The sequence below is a fragment of the Pseudomonas sp. PS01298 genome, from assembly GCF_029959745.1.
In the GTDB taxonomy this organism is placed as follows: Bacteria; Pseudomonadota; Gammaproteobacteria; order Pseudomonadales; family Pseudomonadaceae; genus Aquipseudomonas; species Aquipseudomonas aylmerensis.
In genome coordinates, this window is record NZ_JASCPP010000077.1 from 1 (window position 1) to 19,005 (window position 19,005).

The 19,005-nt window shown below is 62.6% G+C and carries 20 protein-coding genes; 10 read left to right on the plus strand and 10 right to left on the minus strand.

All coding sequences use genetic code 11. The features are described 5' to 3' along the window. Positions 1–347: 347 nt before the first annotated feature. From QMX97_RS22615 to QMX97_RS22640, 6 genes are all read right to left on the minus strand, one after another. Positions 348–2,774, minus strand: a complete 2,427-nt coding sequence (locus QMX97_RS22615) for a TonB-dependent receptor (RefSeq protein WP_282397645.1) — start codon at positions 2,772–2,774, stop codon at positions 348–350. A gap of 139 nt (positions 2,775–2,913) precedes the next feature. Continuing rightward, positions 2,914–3,849 carry a glutathione S-transferase family protein gene (locus tag QMX97_RS22620; RefSeq protein WP_065906986.1) on the minus strand — a complete coding sequence of 312 codons (936 nt, stop codon included), beginning with the start codon at positions 3,847–3,849 and terminating at the stop codon, positions 2,914–2,916. Positions 3,850–3,924: 75 nt separating this feature from the next. Further along, positions 3,925–4,200, minus strand: coding sequence for a GIY-YIG nuclease family protein (locus QMX97_RS22625; protein WP_065906988.1), 276 nt, complete (start codon positions 4,198–4,200; stop codon positions 3,925–3,927). A gap of 36 nt (positions 4,201–4,236) precedes the next feature. Next, positions 4,237–4,707: a nuclear transport factor 2 family protein gene (locus QMX97_RS22630; protein WP_065906989.1), complete on the minus strand. Its 471-nt coding sequence runs from the start codon at positions 4,705–4,707 to the stop codon at positions 4,237–4,239. Between the two features lie 95 nt (positions 4,708–4,802). Beyond that, entirely contained in the window at positions 4,803–5,438 is a 636-nt protein-coding gene (locus tag QMX97_RS22635) for a response regulator transcription factor (protein WP_065906994.1), read from the minus strand. A 206-nt stretch (positions 5,439–5,644) separates the two neighbouring features. Beyond that, a complete protein-coding gene (locus QMX97_RS22640; RefSeq protein WP_282397646.1) occupies positions 5,645–6,028 on the minus strand; it encodes a hypothetical protein in 384 nt (127 codons plus the stop codon). 439 nt (positions 6,029–6,467) lie between these two features. On the opposite strand from QMX97_RS22640, the gene QMX97_RS22645 reads away from it, so the two are divergent. The 8 genes from QMX97_RS22645 to QMX97_RS22680 all read left to right on the plus strand — a co-directional run bounded on the left by QMX97_RS22645 (position 6,468) and on the right by QMX97_RS22680 (position 14,199). Beyond that, entirely contained in the window at positions 6,468–7,088 is a 621-nt protein-coding gene (locus QMX97_RS22645) for a DUF1120 domain-containing protein (protein WP_282397647.1), read from the plus strand. A gap of 32 nt (positions 7,089–7,120) precedes the next feature. Then, a complete protein-coding gene (locus QMX97_RS22650; RefSeq protein WP_213550495.1) occupies positions 7,121–7,741 on the plus strand; it encodes a DUF1120 domain-containing protein in 621 nt (206 codons plus the stop codon). A gap of 38 nt (positions 7,742–7,779) precedes the next feature. Next, positions 7,780–8,400, plus strand: coding sequence for a DUF1120 domain-containing protein (locus QMX97_RS22655; RefSeq protein WP_282397648.1), 621 nt, complete (start codon positions 7,780–7,782; stop codon positions 8,398–8,400). 89 nt (positions 8,401–8,489) lie between these two features. Next, positions 8,490–9,116 carry a DUF1120 domain-containing protein gene (locus QMX97_RS22660; RefSeq protein ID WP_106805089.1) on the plus strand — a complete coding sequence of 209 codons (627 nt, stop codon included), beginning with the start codon at positions 8,490–8,492 and terminating at the stop codon, positions 9,114–9,116. Positions 9,117–9,149: 33 nt separating this feature from the next. Continuing rightward, on the plus strand, positions 9,150–9,851 hold the full coding sequence (locus tag QMX97_RS22665) for a fimbria/pilus chaperone family protein (RefSeq protein WP_282397649.1): 702 nt from the start codon (positions 9,150–9,152) through the stop codon (positions 9,849–9,851). A 93-nt stretch (positions 9,852–9,944) separates the two neighbouring features. Further along, the gene (locus QMX97_RS22670; RefSeq protein ID WP_282397650.1) at positions 9,945–12,377 is read left to right on the plus strand and encodes a fimbria/pilus outer membrane usher protein; all 2,433 of its coding nucleotides are present in this window, start codon (positions 9,945–9,947) and stop codon (positions 12,375–12,377) included. A gap of 11 nt (positions 12,378–12,388) precedes the next feature. Then, positions 12,389–13,531: a DUF1120 domain-containing protein gene (locus tag QMX97_RS22675; protein ID WP_282397651.1), complete on the plus strand. Its 1,143-nt coding sequence runs from the start codon at positions 12,389–12,391 to the stop codon at positions 13,529–13,531. A gap of 17 nt (positions 13,532–13,548) precedes the next feature. Then, positions 13,549–14,199, plus strand: a complete 651-nt coding sequence (locus QMX97_RS22680) for a DUF1120 domain-containing protein (protein WP_282397652.1) — start codon at positions 13,549–13,551, stop codon at positions 14,197–14,199. Here QMX97_RS22680 and QMX97_RS22685 read toward each other — a convergent pair. Further along, a complete protein-coding gene (locus tag QMX97_RS22685) occupies positions 14,196–15,461 on the minus strand; it encodes a CynX/NimT family MFS transporter (protein ID WP_201143570.1) in 1,266 nt (421 codons plus the stop codon). The genes QMX97_RS22680 and QMX97_RS22685 overlap by 4 nt on opposite strands. Beyond that, positions 15,451–16,110: a FadR/GntR family transcriptional regulator gene (locus QMX97_RS22690; protein ID WP_282397653.1), complete on the minus strand. Its 660-nt coding sequence runs from the start codon at positions 16,108–16,110 to the stop codon at positions 15,451–15,453. The genes QMX97_RS22685 and QMX97_RS22690 overlap by 11 nt, the downstream gene beginning before the upstream one ends. Positions 16,111–16,269: 159 nt before the next feature. Between QMX97_RS22690 and QMX97_RS22695 the strand changes: the two genes are divergently transcribed. Together QMX97_RS22695 and QMX97_RS22700 are read left to right on the plus strand one after the other, a co-directional pair. Further along, the gene (locus tag QMX97_RS22695; RefSeq protein ID WP_201143569.1) at positions 16,270–16,581 is read left to right on the plus strand and encodes a type II toxin-antitoxin system MqsR family toxin; all 312 of its coding nucleotides are present in this window, start codon (positions 16,270–16,272) and stop codon (positions 16,579–16,581) included. After that, complete coding sequence (locus QMX97_RS22700) at positions 16,578–17,069, plus strand: type II toxin-antitoxin system MqsA family antitoxin (protein ID WP_120447671.1); 492 nt, start codon at positions 16,578–16,580, stop codon at positions 17,067–17,069. Before QMX97_RS22695 ends, QMX97_RS22700 begins: the two co-directional genes overlap by 4 nt. 57 nt (positions 17,070–17,126) lie before the next feature. Here the strand turns inward: QMX97_RS22700 and QMX97_RS22705 are convergent, their stop codons facing one another. Both QMX97_RS22705 and QMX97_RS22710 read right to left on the minus strand, forming a co-directional pair. Next, positions 17,127–17,891 (minus strand): amino acid ABC transporter ATP-binding protein, encoded by a 765-nt coding sequence (locus QMX97_RS22705; RefSeq protein ID WP_282397654.1) that lies wholly within the window; start codon positions 17,889–17,891, stop codon positions 17,127–17,129. A gap of 11 nt (positions 17,892–17,902) precedes the next feature. Beyond that, positions 17,903–19,000 (minus strand): amino acid ABC transporter permease, encoded by a 1,098-nt coding sequence (locus tag QMX97_RS22710; RefSeq protein ID WP_065907019.1) that lies wholly within the window; start codon positions 18,998–19,000, stop codon positions 17,903–17,905. Positions 19,001–19,005 lie beyond the last annotated feature (5 nt).

The following is a 19,005-nucleotide window of genomic DNA, read 5'->3' on the forward strand; positions in this document are numbered from 1 at the left end:
CCCAGCCGGCCCCAAAAAGCTTGCTTGTCACAGGCAGCCTGCTGGCTCCCAAAAGCTTGCTTGTCACAGGAAGCATGTTGGCCCCAAAAAGCTTGCTTGTCACAGGAAGCATGCTGGCCCAAAAAGCTTGCTTGTCACAGGAAGCATGCTGGCTCCCAAAAGCTTGCTTGTCACAGGCAGCATGCCGGCCCCAAAAAGCTTGCTTGTCACAGGAAGCATGCTGGCCCCGAAAAGCTTGCTTGTCACAGGAGCACGCTGGCCCCGGAAAGTTTGCTTGCCACAGGCAGCATGCCGGCCCCGGAAAGTTTGCTTGCCACAGGCAGCCCGCTCTCCACAACGGTGGATCTTTAGAACTCCAGCGTGCTCGAGACCGATACCTGTCGCGCATCGCCAAGGGATACAAACACCCGGCTGGCCGCCGAGGTGTAGTAGGTGCGGTCGAACAGGTTCTTCACGTTGAGCTGGAACTTGACCTTCTGCCCTTCGATCTTGGTGTCGTAGGTGGCGAACGCGTCCGCCACGGTGTAGCCGGGCAAGGTGAAATCGTTGGCGGCGTCGCCTGCGCGGGCGCCGACATACCGTGCGCCGGTGCCGACGCGCAGTTGGTCACCGCCAAAAACGTTGCCGAAGTCATAGGCCAGCGCCAGCGAGCCGGTGTGCTTGGCCACGTTCTGCAGGCGGTTGCCTTCCAGGGTCGGGTCTTTGTCTTTCACGTCTTCGGCGTCGGTGTAGGCATAGCTGCCGATCACGCTCCATTGGTCGGTCAACTGGCCAGTGGCGTCCAGTTCCAGGCCACGCGAACGCACCTGGCCGGCGATGCTGTAGATGGTGTTCGCGCCCGAACCCACCGACACCAACACGTTACGCTTGTCGATGTTGAACAACGCTGCGCTGGCAGTGATGCGTCCGGGGATGTCGAGCTTGGCGCCCAGTTCCCAGGACTTGGACTGCTCCGGCGTCAGGTCGCCGGTCAGTTTGCTGCCATCGGCCAAAGGGGCAATGGTGGAGTTGGGCTTGAAGGATTCGGTGTAGCTGCCGTAGAACGACAACTCATCGGTGTAGCGGTACACCAGGCCGGCACGTGGCACCCAGGCCTGGCCGTTGCCGTTGGTGTTGACGCTGAATGGCACGCCCTTGCCGGCGTACTGGTCGTACATCTGGTAGCGCGCACCCGCGACGAAGATCCACTGGTCGGTCAGGTGAACGGAGTCCTGGAAGAACAGCGAGTCGCTGCGCAGCAGGTCGGTCTGGGCACTGTCCTTGGCGCTGACGGCGGTGCCTTCCACGTCCCTGCCGTAGACCGGATTGACGTAGCTGAAGACGCTGCGCTGCGCCTGGCGAATCAGGTCGGCGCGGTAGATCTTGCGGTACTCGTCGTCCAGGCCGAACACCAGGTCGTGCTGCATGCCGCCCAGGTTGACCTTGCCTTCCAGGCTCGCCGTGGCGAAGCGGTCGGTGGTCAGGGCACCACGGGTGCCGTCCATGCTGCGCGTCAGGGTGCCGTTGGCGTTGACGGACACCGTGCGCACCTGGCTGGCGTCGTAGGTTTCACGGTTCCAGCTGTAGCCAAAGTGGGCTTTCCAGTCGTCACTGAGTTCGTGATCGACTTCAAAGCGGTACAGGTCGGAGCGGCCTTCCATGTCGTTGAACGGCTCGTCCAGGCGACGGGTCGACGGGATATCCAACGGGTGGTTGGTCTTGGGGTCGATGGCGGTGCCCCGGTCAAATGGCGAGAGAAACTCGCGATGCTCGTAGGCAAATACCACTTGGGTGGTGTCGCCATACCAGGCCAGCGACGGCGCCACCAACGATTCGCGGCGGGTGCCGAAGTTGCGCCAGTAATCCTCGTCTTCATGGTCGACGATCAGGCGGTAGGCAAGGCCCGAATCGCCAATCGGCCCGGTGGTGTCGAGGTTGCCGCCGCTGCCGTTCTTGCCGTCGCCAAAGGTCGAGCCGCGTACGGTCAGCGACGTGGCCTGGGTCAATTGCGGCTTCTTGCTGACGATATTGACCACGCCGCCCGGGTCCTGGATGCCGTACAGCAGCGAGGACGGGCCCTTGAGCACTTCGACGCGTTCGGCCGTGGAGTTCAGCGCCCGGCCCTGCACCACCGGCATGCCGTCCTGCATGATCGAGCCGTTACGGTTGTCGCCAAAGCCGCGCAGCATCACCGCATCCTGGGTGCTGGCCAACGTGTTGGCCTGGGTGATGCCGCTGATATTGGCGAGGGCATCATCCAGGTTGCGCGGGGTCTGGTCACGCAGCACCTGGGCCGGCACCATGTTGACGGTTTGCGGGGTTTCCAGCAGCAGGCCGTGGGAGCGCATCACCGAACTGGTGGGCGGCGGCTGGTAGCTGGTGCTGTCCTGGGACGGGTTCTGGCCAACGCCACTGATGGTGGTGGCACCGAGGTTGACCGCGCCGTCGGTGGGCAGCGGTTCCAGGGCCAGCGTGCGGGCGTCGATCTGGCGGAAGGTGAAGCCTGAGTTGCCCAGCAGGCGTTGCAGGGCCTGGGTTGCGCTCATTTGCCCGCTGACCGCCGGGGCGCTGAGGCCGTAAGGCGCTTCATCGGTGTAGATCACGCTGATCCCGGTAACCCGGCTGAAATCACTCAGGGCCTGAGGCAGCGGTTTGGCGGCCAGGGCAAAATTGAACTGAGCGCTTTGCTGTTCCTGGGCCTGCGCCACGCACAGGGGCAGCAACGCCAGCCCCGACACCGCCAATACCGAGGCTCCCAGCCACTGTTTAACCAAACCGCCCGCCGTCGACTTCATGCTGTGAGAACCCGTGTAGAAAACGCTGTTAATGCGAATAGATCGCAGTTTCAAGCACTACACGGATGGGCTGACGATTTACCTCACCTGATTTTGAAAATAATTCAAAAAAAACCGCTGGCCCTGTGCACGAACGCGCCTACAACGCCTGAATACGGAACCCCAAGCGTGGGAAATGTACGTGCACGGTGCCGGCGCGTTCATCAATGCGGCGCAGGATCAGTTCCTCGCGGCCCGCGAACAGCAGTTCACCCGCGACCGGGTCAGTGCCGTAGTCAGTGGCGCAAATGCTCACTTGCTGCCCAGGCTTGAAGCCGTTCAGGTCCTCGAAGATCTCGTCAGGCAACACCGCAGGCGTCGCGTTGCGTGCCACGTCCAGGGCTTGCTCGGCGCTCATTTGGGTCGCCGTGCCATGGCCGAAGCTCAGCACCCGGTCCAGCCACGCAGCGACAGCGGGATAAGCGTCCACCAGTGGCGCGGTCACCGAAGACCCCTTGAGGAACCACAACGGATGCGCCAGCGCAAAGTCGGCAATCGACGGCTCGCCGAACAGGAAATCCCCCGACTGATGCTGCAATTGCTGATCAATGCGCGCGACGATCACCGGCCATTGGTGCTTGGCCTGGTCCAGCTGCACACGGGCGGCCGTGCCGCCGCTGAACAATTTGCTGCGGTCGGCCACCAGCACCTGGATCATTTCCGGCGGCACTTTGGCAAATTTGACCGCAAGGGATTCTGGCTGGAACACCAGCGCCACCGCGTGTGAAAACACCAACGAATCGGCCCAGGCAGCAAAGGCTTGGGTGACCAGTTCCTGGCCTTGGGGGAACAGCGCCGGCGCGGCTTTTTCCTGCTCCAGGCGACGGGCGATCAGCGCAGTGTCGCAGTAGATATCGGCGCCGACTTGCAGCACCGGCGTCTTGCGATAGCCACCGGTGAGGGCCGTCAGGTCAGGCTTGGGCATCACCGGTGAGATATGCACGGAGCGCCAGGACAAGCCCTTGAAACCCAGCAACAGGCGGGCTTTTTCAGCAAAGGGAGATTGCGGGTAGTGATGAAGGATCAACTCAGACATGCCAGGCTCCGCTCGATAGGTGAGCCGCTAGCTTAGCCTGCAACCACGCGCGTGGGGATCATGGGAACCCATCAGTCAAATCAATGAGCCGCTCGCCGCCAGGCATTCCTTGGCGCTTTTTTTCAGTTTTTTGATCAAGCGTTCCTGGCGCAGAGCCTCGCCCTTGCTCGCACATTGCTCGGTGTACACCAAAGCCACTGCCGGGCTCGACAGGAAGAACCGCGCGCCCTTGCCGCTCTGGTGCGAGGCAAAGCGGCGCACCGGGTCATTGCTGATGCCGCAGTACAGCGCACCGTTGGCGGCGCGCACCAGGTAGACGAACCAGGGTTTGGGGGCAGGAAGATCAGTCACAGGTCGAGTCGGCAATCCAGAGGTGCGCCAAGCTTATCAACGACTGGCCTGAAATGCCTTCAGGCCTTTGAGCGCCTGGGCGCGCACGGCGTTTTTCAGCGCCGGCGACCAGCCCAGCAACAGGCCCTTGAGGCCCAGGGCCTGGCGCGACCAGCGCCACAGGTCGAAGTGGTCGTGGTGCTCGCAGATCTTGCCCTCGCGAAACACAAAGCGTGCGCCGATATCGTTGACCACCGTGTTGCCGGTGGCGCTGAACAGGTAGGTAGCCACCCAATGCGCACTGCCGCTGGTCTCGTCGCTGCGCACATGGTCGAAAGTCAGGGAAAAATCCTTGGCCCGGGTGGTGAGCATGCGCCACATGTCGCCGGCATCACGGCCGCGCAGTTCACCGAAGGCCGGGTCGCTGAACAGCACGTCCTCGGTGTAGCAGGCCGCCATGGCCTCGGCATCCAGCCGCTGGAAGGCGCTGTAGAACTCGGTGATCAGGGCGTTGTGTGCATCGCTCATGGGCAGGTTCCAAACCAGGGTTGTAAGCCGATCAAGATAGTCTGCGCCTGGGCAAAACTCTATCGGCATTTACGCCGGGAATGGCCCGCCCCCCGCTACGGCACCATGCCGCAGCTGCGCGCATAGGCGAACAGGTCGACGTCGGTGGAAATGCACAACCGGCTCATGGCGGTACTTTTCTGTTTGCTGATCGTCGAAATGCTGCGATTGACCCGCGCGGCAATCTGGGTGACGGTCATGCCGCTGGCGAGCATCCTCACCACTTCACGTTCCTTGCTGGACAACTGCGGCTGTTGCAGTTGGTCGCCGGTGCCGGCCTCCAACAGTTGCGCCTTCAGGCACTCACTGGCAAACGTCTCGCCCTGGATCACCGTCCTGATCGCGATCGGCAACTCCCTGGCCGACGCGCTCTTGGCGACAATCGCGCGCGCACCGTGGGCAAACGAGGCCCGCAGCGTTGCGACGTTGGCAAACATGGTCACCAGGATCACCGGCAAAGTCGGATACTGGCGCCGCAACAGGCCGAGCAGTCCGTAACCGTCGGCCTGCTGGCCGCCCGGCATGGCGAAGTCAGTCACCAGCACATCGCAGGCCACCGTGCTCAACAACTTGAGCAACTCATCGGGCCCATCGGCTTCGCCGACCACTTTGCACCGGCCGCCCGCTTCAATCACCACCCGTTGCCCGATACGCACAATCGGATGGTCGTCGGCAATAATTACACGAAGCATAAATACCCACGAATGATGGCAATTGGAATTTTGGCAAAATACCTCTGTGCGCGAGCCTCAACAACCACTCGGCGCGCGGTGTTTTCAACCGCGCCCAGTAATTGATAGCCGACAACCTTATACCTACAAAATAAAAAGAAATTACCTACATACAAGGCCTTCAGCACAACCGAAAAACCTCCTACAAAGTTCTCTATTCCGAGGGTTCATAGTCGACTCAAGTAAGCGATATAGACCCGCAGGTTGCGCTGGAACGCTTGCAACTGCAGCGCATTCGCCGCCACCCCAAAGGCCTGTACCCGTGCGATCAGGTGCTCGCTGCCACGCTCCAGGTCGACCCCGCCGACAAACGCCAGGCTGCCCACCAACCGGTGCAGGCGCTCCACTACCAAAGAGGCATTGGCGCTGATCCGCGCCTGATCCAGCAAGGCATCGTCCTTGCGTGCTTCATTCATCAGGCTGACCAGCACCCGGCTTACCATTTCATCACTGCCGAAAATCTCGACCAGGCGGGCACGGGTTGGCCACGTGATGCCCTGCGAGTTGTCCGGCGGCTCTGCCACCCACGGTGGCGAGGGTGAAGGTGCCAACTTCAGGACAGGTACTTGATCGGAAAATACCCTTGTCACCAGGGTCACCTCATTGTGCTTACCGTGATTGTCCAGCCCATGAGTTCATCAACACCCCAAGGCTCTCACACGACTGTTTACAAGCGACCATGAATAGCCTTTTGGAGATAAAAATGACGATACAACAACTACGAAAAATTCAACTTTCTTACATAACAAGCACATAAGTTCTCACGTTCTCATGCCCAAATACTTGTTACTTCGATTGTCGTAATAGTTGTATTTCCCCGGCCCCAGAGCCCGGCTAAATTGCCGCCACCCCGCAAAGAGGGAACGGGCTCGCGGTCATCGGCGATCCCATCCAAATACAACCTGCCGCCTTGCTCGCCGCCTGCCCAGACAGGCCGGTCGACGCTGCGCGCGCTTTATATCAGCCAGCCCTGTAGTGGAACGTATTGAAATGAGCAAGTCCCTGACGCTGTCGAGCATCGCCCTTTTACTCGCCTGCACTACACCCGCTTTTGCCGCCAGCAACGTCGACCTGACCGTCAAAGGCCTGATCACCCCGAATGCCTGCACACCGACGCTCTCGGGCGGCGGTATGGTGGATCACGGAAAAATAGCTTCCAAGGACCTGGTCCAGAACAATCCGACGTCATTGCCCCGAGTGACCCTGCAGTTGAGCATCACTTGCGATGCAAGCATCCCCTTCGCCATCAAACCCATCGATAACCGCAGCGGCACCTCGACCGGCAGCAGTGATTTCGGCCTCGGCCTGATCAATGGCAACAAGCGACTGGGCCGGTTCTACCTGACCCCCTTGAACATGCTCGCCGACGGTGTGAGTGCCCAGCCGATTGCCTCCGTCGATGGCGGTCGCACCTGGTACAGCGAGCGCAACTGGGAACTGCAAACCCTGTGGGGCGCCGGGGCAGTGGACAACGCAACCACACTGCTGCCGATCAAGAGCCTGGTGCTGGACCTGGAAGTCGGCGCCAGCATCGCCCGTGCAGACCAGTTCGATTTCAGTGACGAGGCGCCCATCGACGGCTCCGCAACCCTGGAAGTGATGTACCTGTAACCCCAATCCCGTCCACACGGAAGGTTCCAACCATGCACGTTCCCCCTGCAATCCCATTGGCAGTGTTGTTGCTCGCGGCCTCGCCATGGGCACTGGCCGCCAGCTCCACCGACCTCGCCGTCAAAGGCACCATTACCCCCAGCGCCTGTGCGCCGCTGATCTCCGGCGGTGGCACGATCGACTTCGGAAAAATGGCCGCCAAGGACCTCAACGCCGAGCAACACACCCCGCTGCCGAACCAATCCATGCAATTGAGCGTGCGCTGTGAAGCGCCCACGTTTTTCACCCTGAATACCATCGACAACCGCGCCGGCTCCTCTGCCAACCACCCCTACTCGCATGGCCTGGGCATGACGGCGCAAGGGGAGAAACTCGGCGGCTCCTCCTTCCACCTCTATACCCCAGTGGCTGATGGCGTCGCCGCACGCACCATCACCTCACTGGACGGTGGCGTGACGTGGGCGCCCACCACAATGCTCAACCACAGCGTGCTGACAGCCGTGGCGATGGGCAGCCAACTGGTGCCCATCGCCGTGCGGGACTTCGATGCCGAAATCCGCCTGTACACCCAGATCGCCCCGGCCAGCGGCCTGACCCTGACCGACGAAGTCCCCGTCGACGGGCACGCGACGGTCCAGGTCAACTACCTGTAATGCCTCACACAGACTCAATCGAAAGGAATTCGACTCTCATGAAGCCCCTGTTTACCGCCCTCGCCACCAGCCTGATGCTGGCCGGCTCCGCTGCCACCTACGCCGCGTCCACCGTCGACCTGACCGTCAAGGGCCTGATCGTACCGAGTGCCTGCACCCCCGTCCTGTCCAGCGGTGGGGTGATCGACCACGGCAAGATTTCCGCCAAGGACCTGCGCACGGACAACCCGACGCACATCGGGACGCACACCCTGACCATGGCCGTGAGCTGCGACAGCGCAATCCTCTTTGCACTGCATTCGGTCGACAACCGGGCCGGCTCGTCGATTACTCCCAGCAACTACGGCCTGGGCCTGATCAACGGCACCCAGAAGCTCGGCTGGTTTTATCTGACACTCGACAACCCGGTGGCCGACGGTACTGCGGTGCAGTCGATTGCATCCTTCAACGGCCAGGATAATTGGTACCGCGAAAAATTCTGGGATCCAGGCCTGTACATGTCGGTGGCCAGCATGGATGACGCCACTCAACCGGTGCCGGTCAAGGATTTGTCGCTGGAGTTGATGGTTGAAACCTCCATCGCACGCACCGACGGCCTGGACCTGAGCAACGAGGTGACCCTCGACGGTTCGGCCACCCTGGAAGTGAAGTACCTGTAACCCCTGGGCGCCCATGCCTGGCATCACCTCGCAGGCATGGGCGTTGTTGTTGTACCGCCCGTATTCAACTCGACCCGTGGCGCCCACCGATGAACACGCACTCTCGCTTCCTGGCTGTATTGCTCTGGTTGACGACCGCTCCTGCGGCCTTCGCCGCCTCCTTTGTCGACCTCACCGTGACCGGCCGGGTGACGCCGGACGCTTGCCACGTCACGCTATCGGACGATGGTACGGTCGACCACGGGAAAATCCCCTCGCACACCTTGAACCCGAGCGAATTCACCGTGCTGCCCACTCGGTTGCTGGAGCTGAGCGTGCAGTGCAGCAGGCCCATGCTGTTTGCCCTGGTGGGGCTCGACAACCGCGCCGAGTCGTCACTCGACCCCGGGGCTTTCTACGGCCTGGGCAGAAACCTGCATGCGCCGGCCGAGCGCCTGGGGTCGGTGGCTTTGTCTTACCGCAACCCGATGGGCGACGCCCAGGCCATGCAGGCCCTGGCGTCCAGTGACAACGGCGAAACCTGGTCGCCGCAAGCCACTGCCAGTCCCAGAGCCTATGTGGGATTTGCGCCGCCGGGTGATCGCCAACCCGACTTCATCGGCCAGCTCAGCACCCAGTTGCGCATCGACACCTCCATCAACTTCGCCCAGTACCTGACCCTGAATCAGGAGGTGCCGCTCGACGGCGCCATCGTGCTGGATCTGCGCTACCTCTGACCTCTTCATGTTGCCCCAATGGAAAACCCCGTCATGCTGACGACATCATTCAAACCCATCACCGGCCTGCTTGCCCTGACCCTGTTGTTTGGCGCAGGTGCGCAGGCCGACGGGATGATCCCCGACACTTCGGTGGTCATCGTCTACGAAGCCGAAGGCGAGGCGGCCGTGTCGGTCACCAACACCGACAGCCAACTGGCCCTGCTGCACGTCACCCTGGAAGACATTCCCGAAGACAAAGAGCCGTTGCTGGTGGTCACCCCGCCGTTGTCGCGGGTGGAAGCCTCCAAATCGCAACTGGTACGGTTCATCCTGCAAAGCCAGCAACCGCTGCTGACCCAACGGCTCAAGCGCGCGATCTTCGAGGGCATGCCCCAGGGCCGCCCCGCGACCGAAGCCGGGCACGCCCGGGTGGGTGTGACGGTGCGCCAGAACCTGCCGGTGATCATTCATCCCAAAGGCCTGGCGCTGAATCGCACCCCCTGGACCCACCTGACCTGGTCACAGCACGGCAGCACCTTGCAGGTGCGCAACGACAGCCCGTACGTGGTGCGCCTGGCCCAGGAGTTGCGGCTGCTGCCCGGTGACGGCAAGGCCATGCTGCCGCGCACCTACGTGTTGCCGGGAGAAACCCTGAGCGTGCCTGCCACGGGCGGCCCGGCGAGCAAAGTCCGGCTGCAACCGGCCACTGTGTACGGCTTTGCCGTGGCTGCCTACGAAGCCCCCCTCACCTGACCAACACTTCAGGCGCCCGACGCCTGCATAACGAAGTGGCGGCTCGAAGACCGTCACCGGGGCGCGCAGACGCCCATCATTTGAGTGCCTTTCGTGAAAACAGTATTGAGCTACCGTGACGGCGATGCCGTGCCCGACATACCCGCCCGCAGCGCCTTCCCAGCGCTGCTGCTGGCGTGTGCCCTGCTGCCCGCTGAAGCCTGGGCCGAAACGCGTGCCGGCTTCGATGCGACCACCCTGCACCAACGCGGCATCGACCCGCAGTTGGCCAGCCTGCTGCTGGACGCTCCACGTTTTGCGGCTGGCCGGCATGCGGTGAGCCTGCGCGTCAACGGCCAGCCCCGTGGGCGTGTCGAGGTCGGTTTCGATCAACAGGGCCGATTGTGCTTTGACCAGGCCGTGCTGGACGCCGCCAACCTGATAGTGCCCGGCGACAATGGCCCCTGCCATGACCTGCTCGCGCAGTACCCACAAAGCCTGGTGGAGCCGGACCCAGCCAACCTCACAGTGTCGCTGGTAGTCCCGACCGAAGCCTTGCGGCCACTGCAACAGGACGTCTCGGGCTATCAGACGGGGGGCGTTGCCGGCCTGTTCAATTACGACCTGACGGGGTTCTATAACCGCTTCGGCGACAACGACAGCCGGTTTGGCTCGGCCAATACCGAGGTTGGCTTCAACGCCGGCGACTGGATCGTGCGCAGCCGCCAGGTGCAGACCTGGCAGGACGGTCGGTCGCGCAGCACCCATCTCGAGGCGTATGCCCAGCGTACCTTTGCCAGCCAACAGGCAGTGCTGCAGGCCGGGCAGATCAACCTCTATAACCCGGTGTTGGCCGGTGCGCAGATCACCGGGGTACAGGTCCTGACCGAACAGGCGCTTCAAGAACAAGGCCAGGGCGCGACCATCGAGGGTATCGCCAACAGTCCGGCCCAGGTCGAGGTGCGGCAGAACGGCGCGTTGATTCACTCCACCGTAGTCCCGGCCGGGCCGTTTTCCCTGACCGATGTGCGGCGCCTGAATGCTCGCTCGGACGTTGAAGTCACGGTCAAGGAAAGCAGCGGCGGCGAGCGCCGCTTCACCGTACCCGCCGCCATGCTCGGCCTGGGTTTGCCAGCGCCGGGGTACTCGGTGGCAGCGGGCCGTGTGCGCAATATCGGCGATGCCCAGGGTGACGATCCGTGGGTGGCCAGCGCCGGCTGGACCGGCGCCGTCCACCCGCAACTGTCCCTGGGCAGCGGCGTGCTGGCGTCCAGCGAATACCGGGCGGCGGGCGTGAGCCTGGGCTGGCTGCCATGGCTGGACAGTCAGGTGCAACTGGCCACCCAGGTCGCCGATACCCAGGCACGGCACAACGTGCGTGGGGTACAGACCGACCTGGCATGGTCCCAGCGCCTGAATGATCAATGGTCATTCAGCGTGGCCAACTCGTGGCGCACGCCCGGCTACCGCGAACTGGAAGAAGCCACCTACGAACCAGAAACCACCCAGCAACGGCGCTCGCGTTATCGCGATCAACAAAGCGCCAACGTCGGTTGGTCGCACCCGTGGCTGGGGGCGTTCAGTGCCGGGGTGTCGCGCTCCAGCAGCTTTGATGGCGACAGCAGCAGCCGAGGCCTGGCGTCGTGGGGCACCAGCGTCGGTGGTGTGTCGTTGTCGGCGAGCGCCGAATGGCAGATGGGCGGGCGCCAGCAACAGGACAACGCGGTGTACCTGAATGCCAGCCTGCCCCTGGGCGAAAGCCGCCGCGTGCGCGCCTGGGTGCGCAATTCGGGAGGCGAACACCGCACCGGCCTGGGGCTGAACGAACAGATCGATGATCAATTGAGCTATCGCGTCAGCGCCGAACACGACACCCGCGACCAGCAGGTGGAAACCACTCTCGGCGTCTCGGCCCTGCCCCGCTACAGCCAACTCGACGTCAGCTACAGCCGCTCCGATGCCGAGCGCTCGAGTTATCAAGGCAGTGCCCGCGGTGGCGTGGTGGTGCACGGCGATGGCGTGACGTTCTCGCCCTACCCGGTACGCGACACCTTCGCCGTGGTCTCGGTGGGCGATACGGCCGGGGTCAAGCTGAGCACCCCCAGCGGCCCGGTATGGACCGACTGGCAGGGCCAGGCCGTGGTGCCCCAGGTCAGCGCCTATGGCCGCAGCCCGGTGGAGGTGCAGACCCGCTCACTGCCGCGCAATGCCGATATCAACAACGGCCTGGCAATGATCTCGGCCGGGCGCGGCGCGGTGGATCGGGTCGACTTCGGCGTGACCCTGACCCGTCGCGTGCTGCTCACCGCGCGCACCGAACAGGGCGCGCTGCTGCCCCGAGGTGCCTCCGTCAGCACCGCGGGCGGCGAGTTCGTGACCCTGGTGCAGGACGGCGGCCAGGTGTTCCTGCCCAATGTGCTGGAGCACACCGGTTTGTGGGTCAGCGGGCCAGGCATGACGCGCTGTCGGCTGCAGTTCGAGTTGCCGGCCAAGGGCGATCCCCAGGTGTATTTCGAAAACGCGCCAGCGCGCTGCAACCCTTCATGAGGACGATCACCATGCTTTTTTTTCGCGCCCTGCGCCGGCTGACAGCGGTCGTGCTGACCGTCGGCTTCGCCGGCCACGCCATGGCCAATGACGACTGCCAGTTGAACATCAGCGAAGCGGTGCTGGACCTCGGCCTGATGAGTCGCCTGGCGCAAAACGACAGCGACCCTCAACGCCTGCTTGGCGAGCGTCGCCTGAGCTTGAACCTCACCTGTCCGCAACCGGCGGACATGAGTGTGTTTTATCGGGCCCTGGCGGCGAACGCACACCGCCTGCAGTTTACCGAACATGGCACCTACGCCCTGCAGGTCAGCGACGGCGTGCTGGACGGCCAGGCGGTTGAACTGGGCTTGCTGCCGGCGGCCGGGCAGCCGCCGGCGGTCGTCGGCACGGCATTGAACTGGCGTCCCGGCCATGGTGTGGCGCCGGTGCAAGGCGCCAGCGTGGTGCAGGGCAAGCACTTCGCCGTGCAACTGAGCCTCAGCGCCTGGGCCGACATTGCCGCCACCCGTGTGCGCGAGGCAACCACCTGGGAAGCGTCCGGCACGTTCGATGCCTTGCAGAGCGGCCGCTCCCGGGCACTGACCCTGCGCGCCCACTTCGCGCCCACCGCGTGTACACCCCAACTGTCCAATGGCGGATTGGTGGATTACGGCACGCTGCTGGCGAAGGACTTGAATGCCAGCAATGAAACCCCGCTGCCGACCCGCACCTTGCAGCTCTCGGTGAGTTGCGACGCCGCCACACCCTTCGCGCTGAAGATGCATGACAACCGCAACGGCTCGGCCACCGGCGGGATCGACGAAACCGCCTACGGCCTGGACCTGGACAACAGCCAGAACAAGATTGGGCGCTTCTACCTCAACATCGATCCGGCCGAATTCACCGCCGACGCACTCGGCTCCCTGTATCGCACGGACTCCACCAGTGGCGGCGCAGCCTGGAGCAGTTCGAGTGCGCGGCAGATCCCCATGGCCGCCAACAGCCTGATGGGGTTTACCGACAGTGTCGGCAGCACCCGTGGCCCGGTGCCGATCCAGCAACTGGCCGGCACCGTGCGCATCAAGGCCTACCTGGCCCCGACCCAGTCACTGGACCTGCGCAACGTGGTGTACATCAACGGCTCGGGCACCCTTGAAATCATCTACCTCTGACCTATGGAGTTCGCCTCATGAAGACCTGTTCACTTGCCCTTTGCGCGCTGGTTTTGCTCAGCGGCGCCCCACACACGCTGGCGGCCTCCAGCGTCGACCTGAGTGTCAATGGCGTGATCACCCCCACCGCCTGCACCCCGTTGCTGTCGAGCAACGGGGTGATCGACTACGGCAAGATTTCCCAGCAGGACCTCAACGTCGACAAGGGCACGCGCCTGCCGGTCAAACAGTTGCACGTCAGCATCGGCTGCAACGCGGCGAGCCGTTTTGCCCTGCGCATGCGCGACAACCGTGACGGCACGGCCACCGTCAACAGTGAGATTTACTATGGGCTGGGGCTGGACAACAGTGGTAATCGCATCGGCCTGTATTCGATGAATTTCGACCCTCGCCAGACGCAGGTGGACAGCACTGCAATCGCCTATGGCACCGAATCCACCACCGGCGGCGTGGCGTGGCGCAGCGCCAACCTCAACCCGATCGACATCGGCGCCAACAGTTACCTGGGCTTCACCGATACCCAAGGCAGCACCGCCGGCCCCTCGGCGATCCAGGCGTTGACCAGCACCGTCAAGATCGAAGCGGTGATCAATGCCAGGCAAAACCTGGACCTGAGCAGCGACACCTTGCTCGATGGCTCGGCCACCCTCGAAGTGGTGTACCTCTAGACTTTTTCGCTGCTGACCTGCACATACAGCGCACGCCCGGCACCCAGCCCGGCGATGATCGCGCCCACGCCAATCACCGCGAAAATCCAGCCGATGGCCGACCAGCCGCCCGTCCAGTCATGCACCAGGCCCACCGCGAACGGGCCCACGGACGCCAGGGTGTAGCCGATGCCCTGGGCCATGCTCGACAGGTTGGCCGCCACGTGGGAGTCGCGCGAGCGCAGCACGATCAGGGTCAGCGCCAGGCTGAAAGTGCCGCCCTGGCCGAGCCCGAGCAGAATCGCCCAGCCCCACAGACCATCTAGCGGCGCATACAGGCAGCCGAACAGGCCACCGAGGGTCAACAGCATCACCACCACAATCGCCAGGCGCTGGTCTTTGCCACGGGTGGCGAGCCAGGGCGCGGCGAGGGAGCTGAACAATTGCACGATGATCGAGCCGGACAGCGCGAGGCCGGCTTCGGTCGCGCTCAGGCCACGGCCGATCAGGATCGACGGCAGCCAGCCGAACACGATGTACGCCAGGGACGATTGCAGGCCCATGTACAAGGTCACCTGCCAGGCGAGCGGATCACGCAGCAGCCCTCTCACGCGATAAGCCACCTGGTGCGCGCCGTGTTTCTGGCCGACCTGTGGCAGCCAGAACAATGCGGCCACCAGCGCCGGCAGAATCCAGAACCCCAGGCCGAGGGTCCAGCGGTCGCCGAAGTAATGACTCAAGGGCACCGTGGAACCGGCCGCCAGCGCCGCGCCCAGGCACAGCGCCATGGTGTACACGCCGGTCATGGCGCCGGCCTGCCTGGCGAAATCACGCTTGACGATGCCGGGAAGCAATACGCCAATGATGCCGATGCTCGCGCCGGCAATCAGGCTGCCGGCGAACAGCCCCACTTCACCGAATGAACTGCGCAGGATGATGCCCGCAGCCAGGGTCAGCAGAATCCCCAGCACCACTCGTTCGGCGCCGAAACGGCGGGCCAGGATCGGCGCCGTGGGCGCAAACAGACCCAGGCACAACACCGGCAATGTGGTCAGCAGACCGGCCTTGGCCGCCGACAACCCGAGGCTGCTGGACACGTCGGCGAGCAGCGGCGACATGCTCGACAGCGCCGGGCGCAGGTTCAGGGCCACCAGGATCAGGCCGAGCAGCAACAGCCACGGGCGGCTCACCACGGGCGGGCTGGTTTGCACCACTTCGTCGTCGGCTTCGGCGTCGATCAACAGCTCTTCGAGTTCACGGGTAGGTCGGGTTTCAAGGTTCATTGATCAACTGCCGGCAGAGGGATTTGGCGCGTGCCGGGTCCTGGTGTTCGACGGCGTCGAGCAGGGCGATGTGCAGGTCGAACACCGCCTGGCGACGCGGCGAGATGTTCAGGGTCTGGCGCAACTGCGCGCCGACGATGGCGGAAAAGTACTGATACAGCTCACTCAACGCCGGGTTGTGCGCGGCGTCGACCAGGCGCTTGTGAAACACCAGGTCGGCGCTGATGTAGGCCTCCAGGTCGCCGTGGTACAGCACAGCGCTTTGTTGCAGGGCCTCACGCAGACCGTGCAGATCGTCCTCGGTACGGCGCAGCGCGGCCAGGCCGATCGCCTCCACTTCGAGAATCTGCCGGGTTTCCTGCGCCTGCTCCAGGGTGCAATGCGACAGCGCGCGCATCGCGCCCAGCGGGTCGGTCATCGAGCGCAGGTAACTGCCGTCGCCCTGGCGGATCTCGATCAGTCCTGAAAACGCCAGCACGCGCATGGCCTCGCGCACGGTATTGCGGCTGATTCCCAGCTCGGCCGACAACTCCGGCTCGGTAGGCAGGCGCTCGCCAATGGCCCAGGTGCCTTGGGTAATGCGCTGGCGCAACTGTTCCAGGGCCTGGTCGACCAGCGAGCGTTTGATCAGCGGAGCGATGTCTGTCATGGGTTTTGCACTTTCGTCCAATCATAGGATGAATTTTCCTACAGCCTATTCGGACTTGCCTACAAAGGCAACGCACTAGGGTTCTGGGGCAGGTAAAGGAGCAGTATTTTCGATTAGTAAAATTACCCTCAGAGGGTAATTATGGGACTCAGGTGTCTTATGGAAAAGTACACACCTCATTACGATCTGGCCTTGATAAAAGCTGAAGTCATCAGGTTGGGTTGTCGAGCCTTCACCGCCAGTGCACGGGAGAGCGCCAGGCAAATGGAATTAAACCTCAGCCAGATGCAGCACGCAGTCTGTGCCCTTGAGCAGCGAATGTTATACAAATCAATGACGACCTATGCAGACCATCGAGTGTGGCAGGACGTCTATCTGATCAAGGCTCACGCTACGCAGATTTATATCAAAGTGACTTACCGCCCTGGCGGTGGGGCTCCCGTCATCTCCTTCAAGGAGAAAATCCTATGAACACCCAACACTGCGTGAGCTGCGGAACGCATGACGCAATGCAGCACTTCAAAGGCCGCACCTTCACGCTCAACACACGCGGCATGATCCGGAATATCCCCGATATCGCGGGCTGGGAATGCCAGGTGTGCAAGGAAATCGAATTCGATGACAACGACGACAGCGCACAGCGTTATTCCGACGCCAGTGACCAGCTGTTGATGGATGCCAGAAAAATCATCGCTGCCGAAATGAAGCGAATCCGCCGCAAATTGCACCTGACACAGAAGGACGCGGTGAGGCTCTTGACCGTCCGCGGGCACAACGCATTTTCCCGTTATGAGAAAGCTGAAATTTTCCCACCCGAGCCGTTGCTTATTCTTATGCGTCTACTCGATAAGCACCCGCACCTGCTGGCCGAGATTCAGGCGCTCAATGGCGCAGAAGACCTCAACCGCCTGCTTATTGCCAAAGATGAGCAACAACTGGCCACTCAAGCGTCTGCGTAAAAACAGCAGGCAAAAATAAACCCGGCACCAGGCCGGGTTTATCGTTTCACACTTCGATCAATGCAGAATCTGGCTCAAGAACAACTTGGTCCGGTCATTCTGCGGGTGGTCGAAGAAGTCGTTCGGCGCTGCCTGCTCGACGATTTCGCCCTTGTCCATGAAGATCACACGGTTGGCCACGGTGCGCGCAAAGCCCATCTCGTGGGTCACGCACAACATGGTCATGCCGTCTTCGGCCAGGCCGATCATGGTATCCAGCACCTCTTTGACCATTTCCGGATCGAGGGCCGAGGTCGGTTCGTCGAACAGCATGATTTTCGGCTTCATGCACAAGGCACGGGCGATGGCTACGCGCTGTTGCTGGCCGCCGGACAGTTGCCCCGGGAACTTGTGCGCCTGCTCCGGAATACGCACGCGCTCCAGGTAGTGCATGGCAATTTCCTCGGCCTTGCGCTTGGGCATCTTGCGCACCCACATCGGTGCCAGCGTGCAGTTCTGCAGGATGGTCAGGTGCGGGAACAGGTTGAAGTGCTGGAACACCATGCCGACTTCGCGGCGGATCGCTTCGATCTGCTTGAGGTCGTTGGTCAGCTCCACGCCATCGACCACGATGCGACCCTGCTGGTGTTCTTCCAGGCGGTTGAGGCAACGGATGGTGGTGGACTTGCCCGAACCCGACGGGCCACACAGCACGATACGCTCGCCCTGCTTGACGTTGAGGTTAATGTCTTTCAACACGTGGAATTGGCCGTACCACTTGTTGACGCCCTGCATCTGGATAATGCCTTCAGGGCTCACAGGCTGTTTGATCGCTTCGCTCATAACAACAACTCCTAACGCTTGTGGCCTGTGTCGAGCTTGTGTTCCAAATGAATGGAATAGCGCGACATACCAAAACAGAAAATCCAGAACACCAGGGCAGCAAACACATAGCCTTCAGTGGCCATGCCCAGCCATTTCGGGTCGGCAGCGGCTTGCTTGACGCTGTTGAGCAGGTCGAACAGGCCGATGATGATCACCAGGCTCGTGTCCTTGAACAGCGCAATAAACGTGTTGACGATGCCCGGGATCACCAGCTTCAGGGCTTGCGGCAAAATCACCAGGCCCATGCTGCGCCAGTAGCCCAGGCCCATCGCCGCGGCCGCTTCGTATTGACCCTTGGGAATCGCCTGCAAGCCCCCGCGCACCACCTCGGCAACATAGGCCGACTGGAACAGGATCACGCCGATCAACGCGCGCAGCAGCTTGTCGATGCCCATGCCTTCCGGCAGGAACAACGGCAGCATCACCGACGACATGAACAGCACGGTGATCAGCGGCACGCCCCGCCAGAACTCGATGAAGGTCACGCAGACCACTCGAATCGCCGGCATGTTCGAACGCCGCCCCAGCGCCAGCAGGATGCCCAGCGGCAAGGCGCCAGCGATACCGACGGTGGCGATGACCAGGGTCAGCATCAGGCCGCCCCATTGGCTGGTGGCCACGTTGGTCAGGCCGAAGATCCCGCCGTGCAGCAGGAAGTAGGCGATGATCGGGTACAGCACCAGGAAGCTCAGGCCGTAGATCGCCTTGCGCTGGAAACGCGAGATGAACAACGGCGCCACGCCAACGATGGCCAGCCACACGGTCAGGTCCACGCGCCAGCGCAGGTCGCCGGGGTAGTAGCCGTACATGAACTGCCCGAAGCGCTGTTGGATGAACACCCAGCAGGCGCCCTCCTTGGTGCAATCGGCGCGGGTCGTGCCGACCCAGTTGGCGTCGAGAATCGCCCAGTGCAGGATCGGCGGCACCACCAGGTAGACCAGGTAGAACGCCAGCAATGTCAGCAGGGTGTTGAGCCAACTGGAGAACAGGTTGGCGCGCATCCATGCCACCGGGCCGAAGACTTTGCTCGGCGGCGGCATATCCGGTTTGAAAGTATGCGTACTCATGGGCG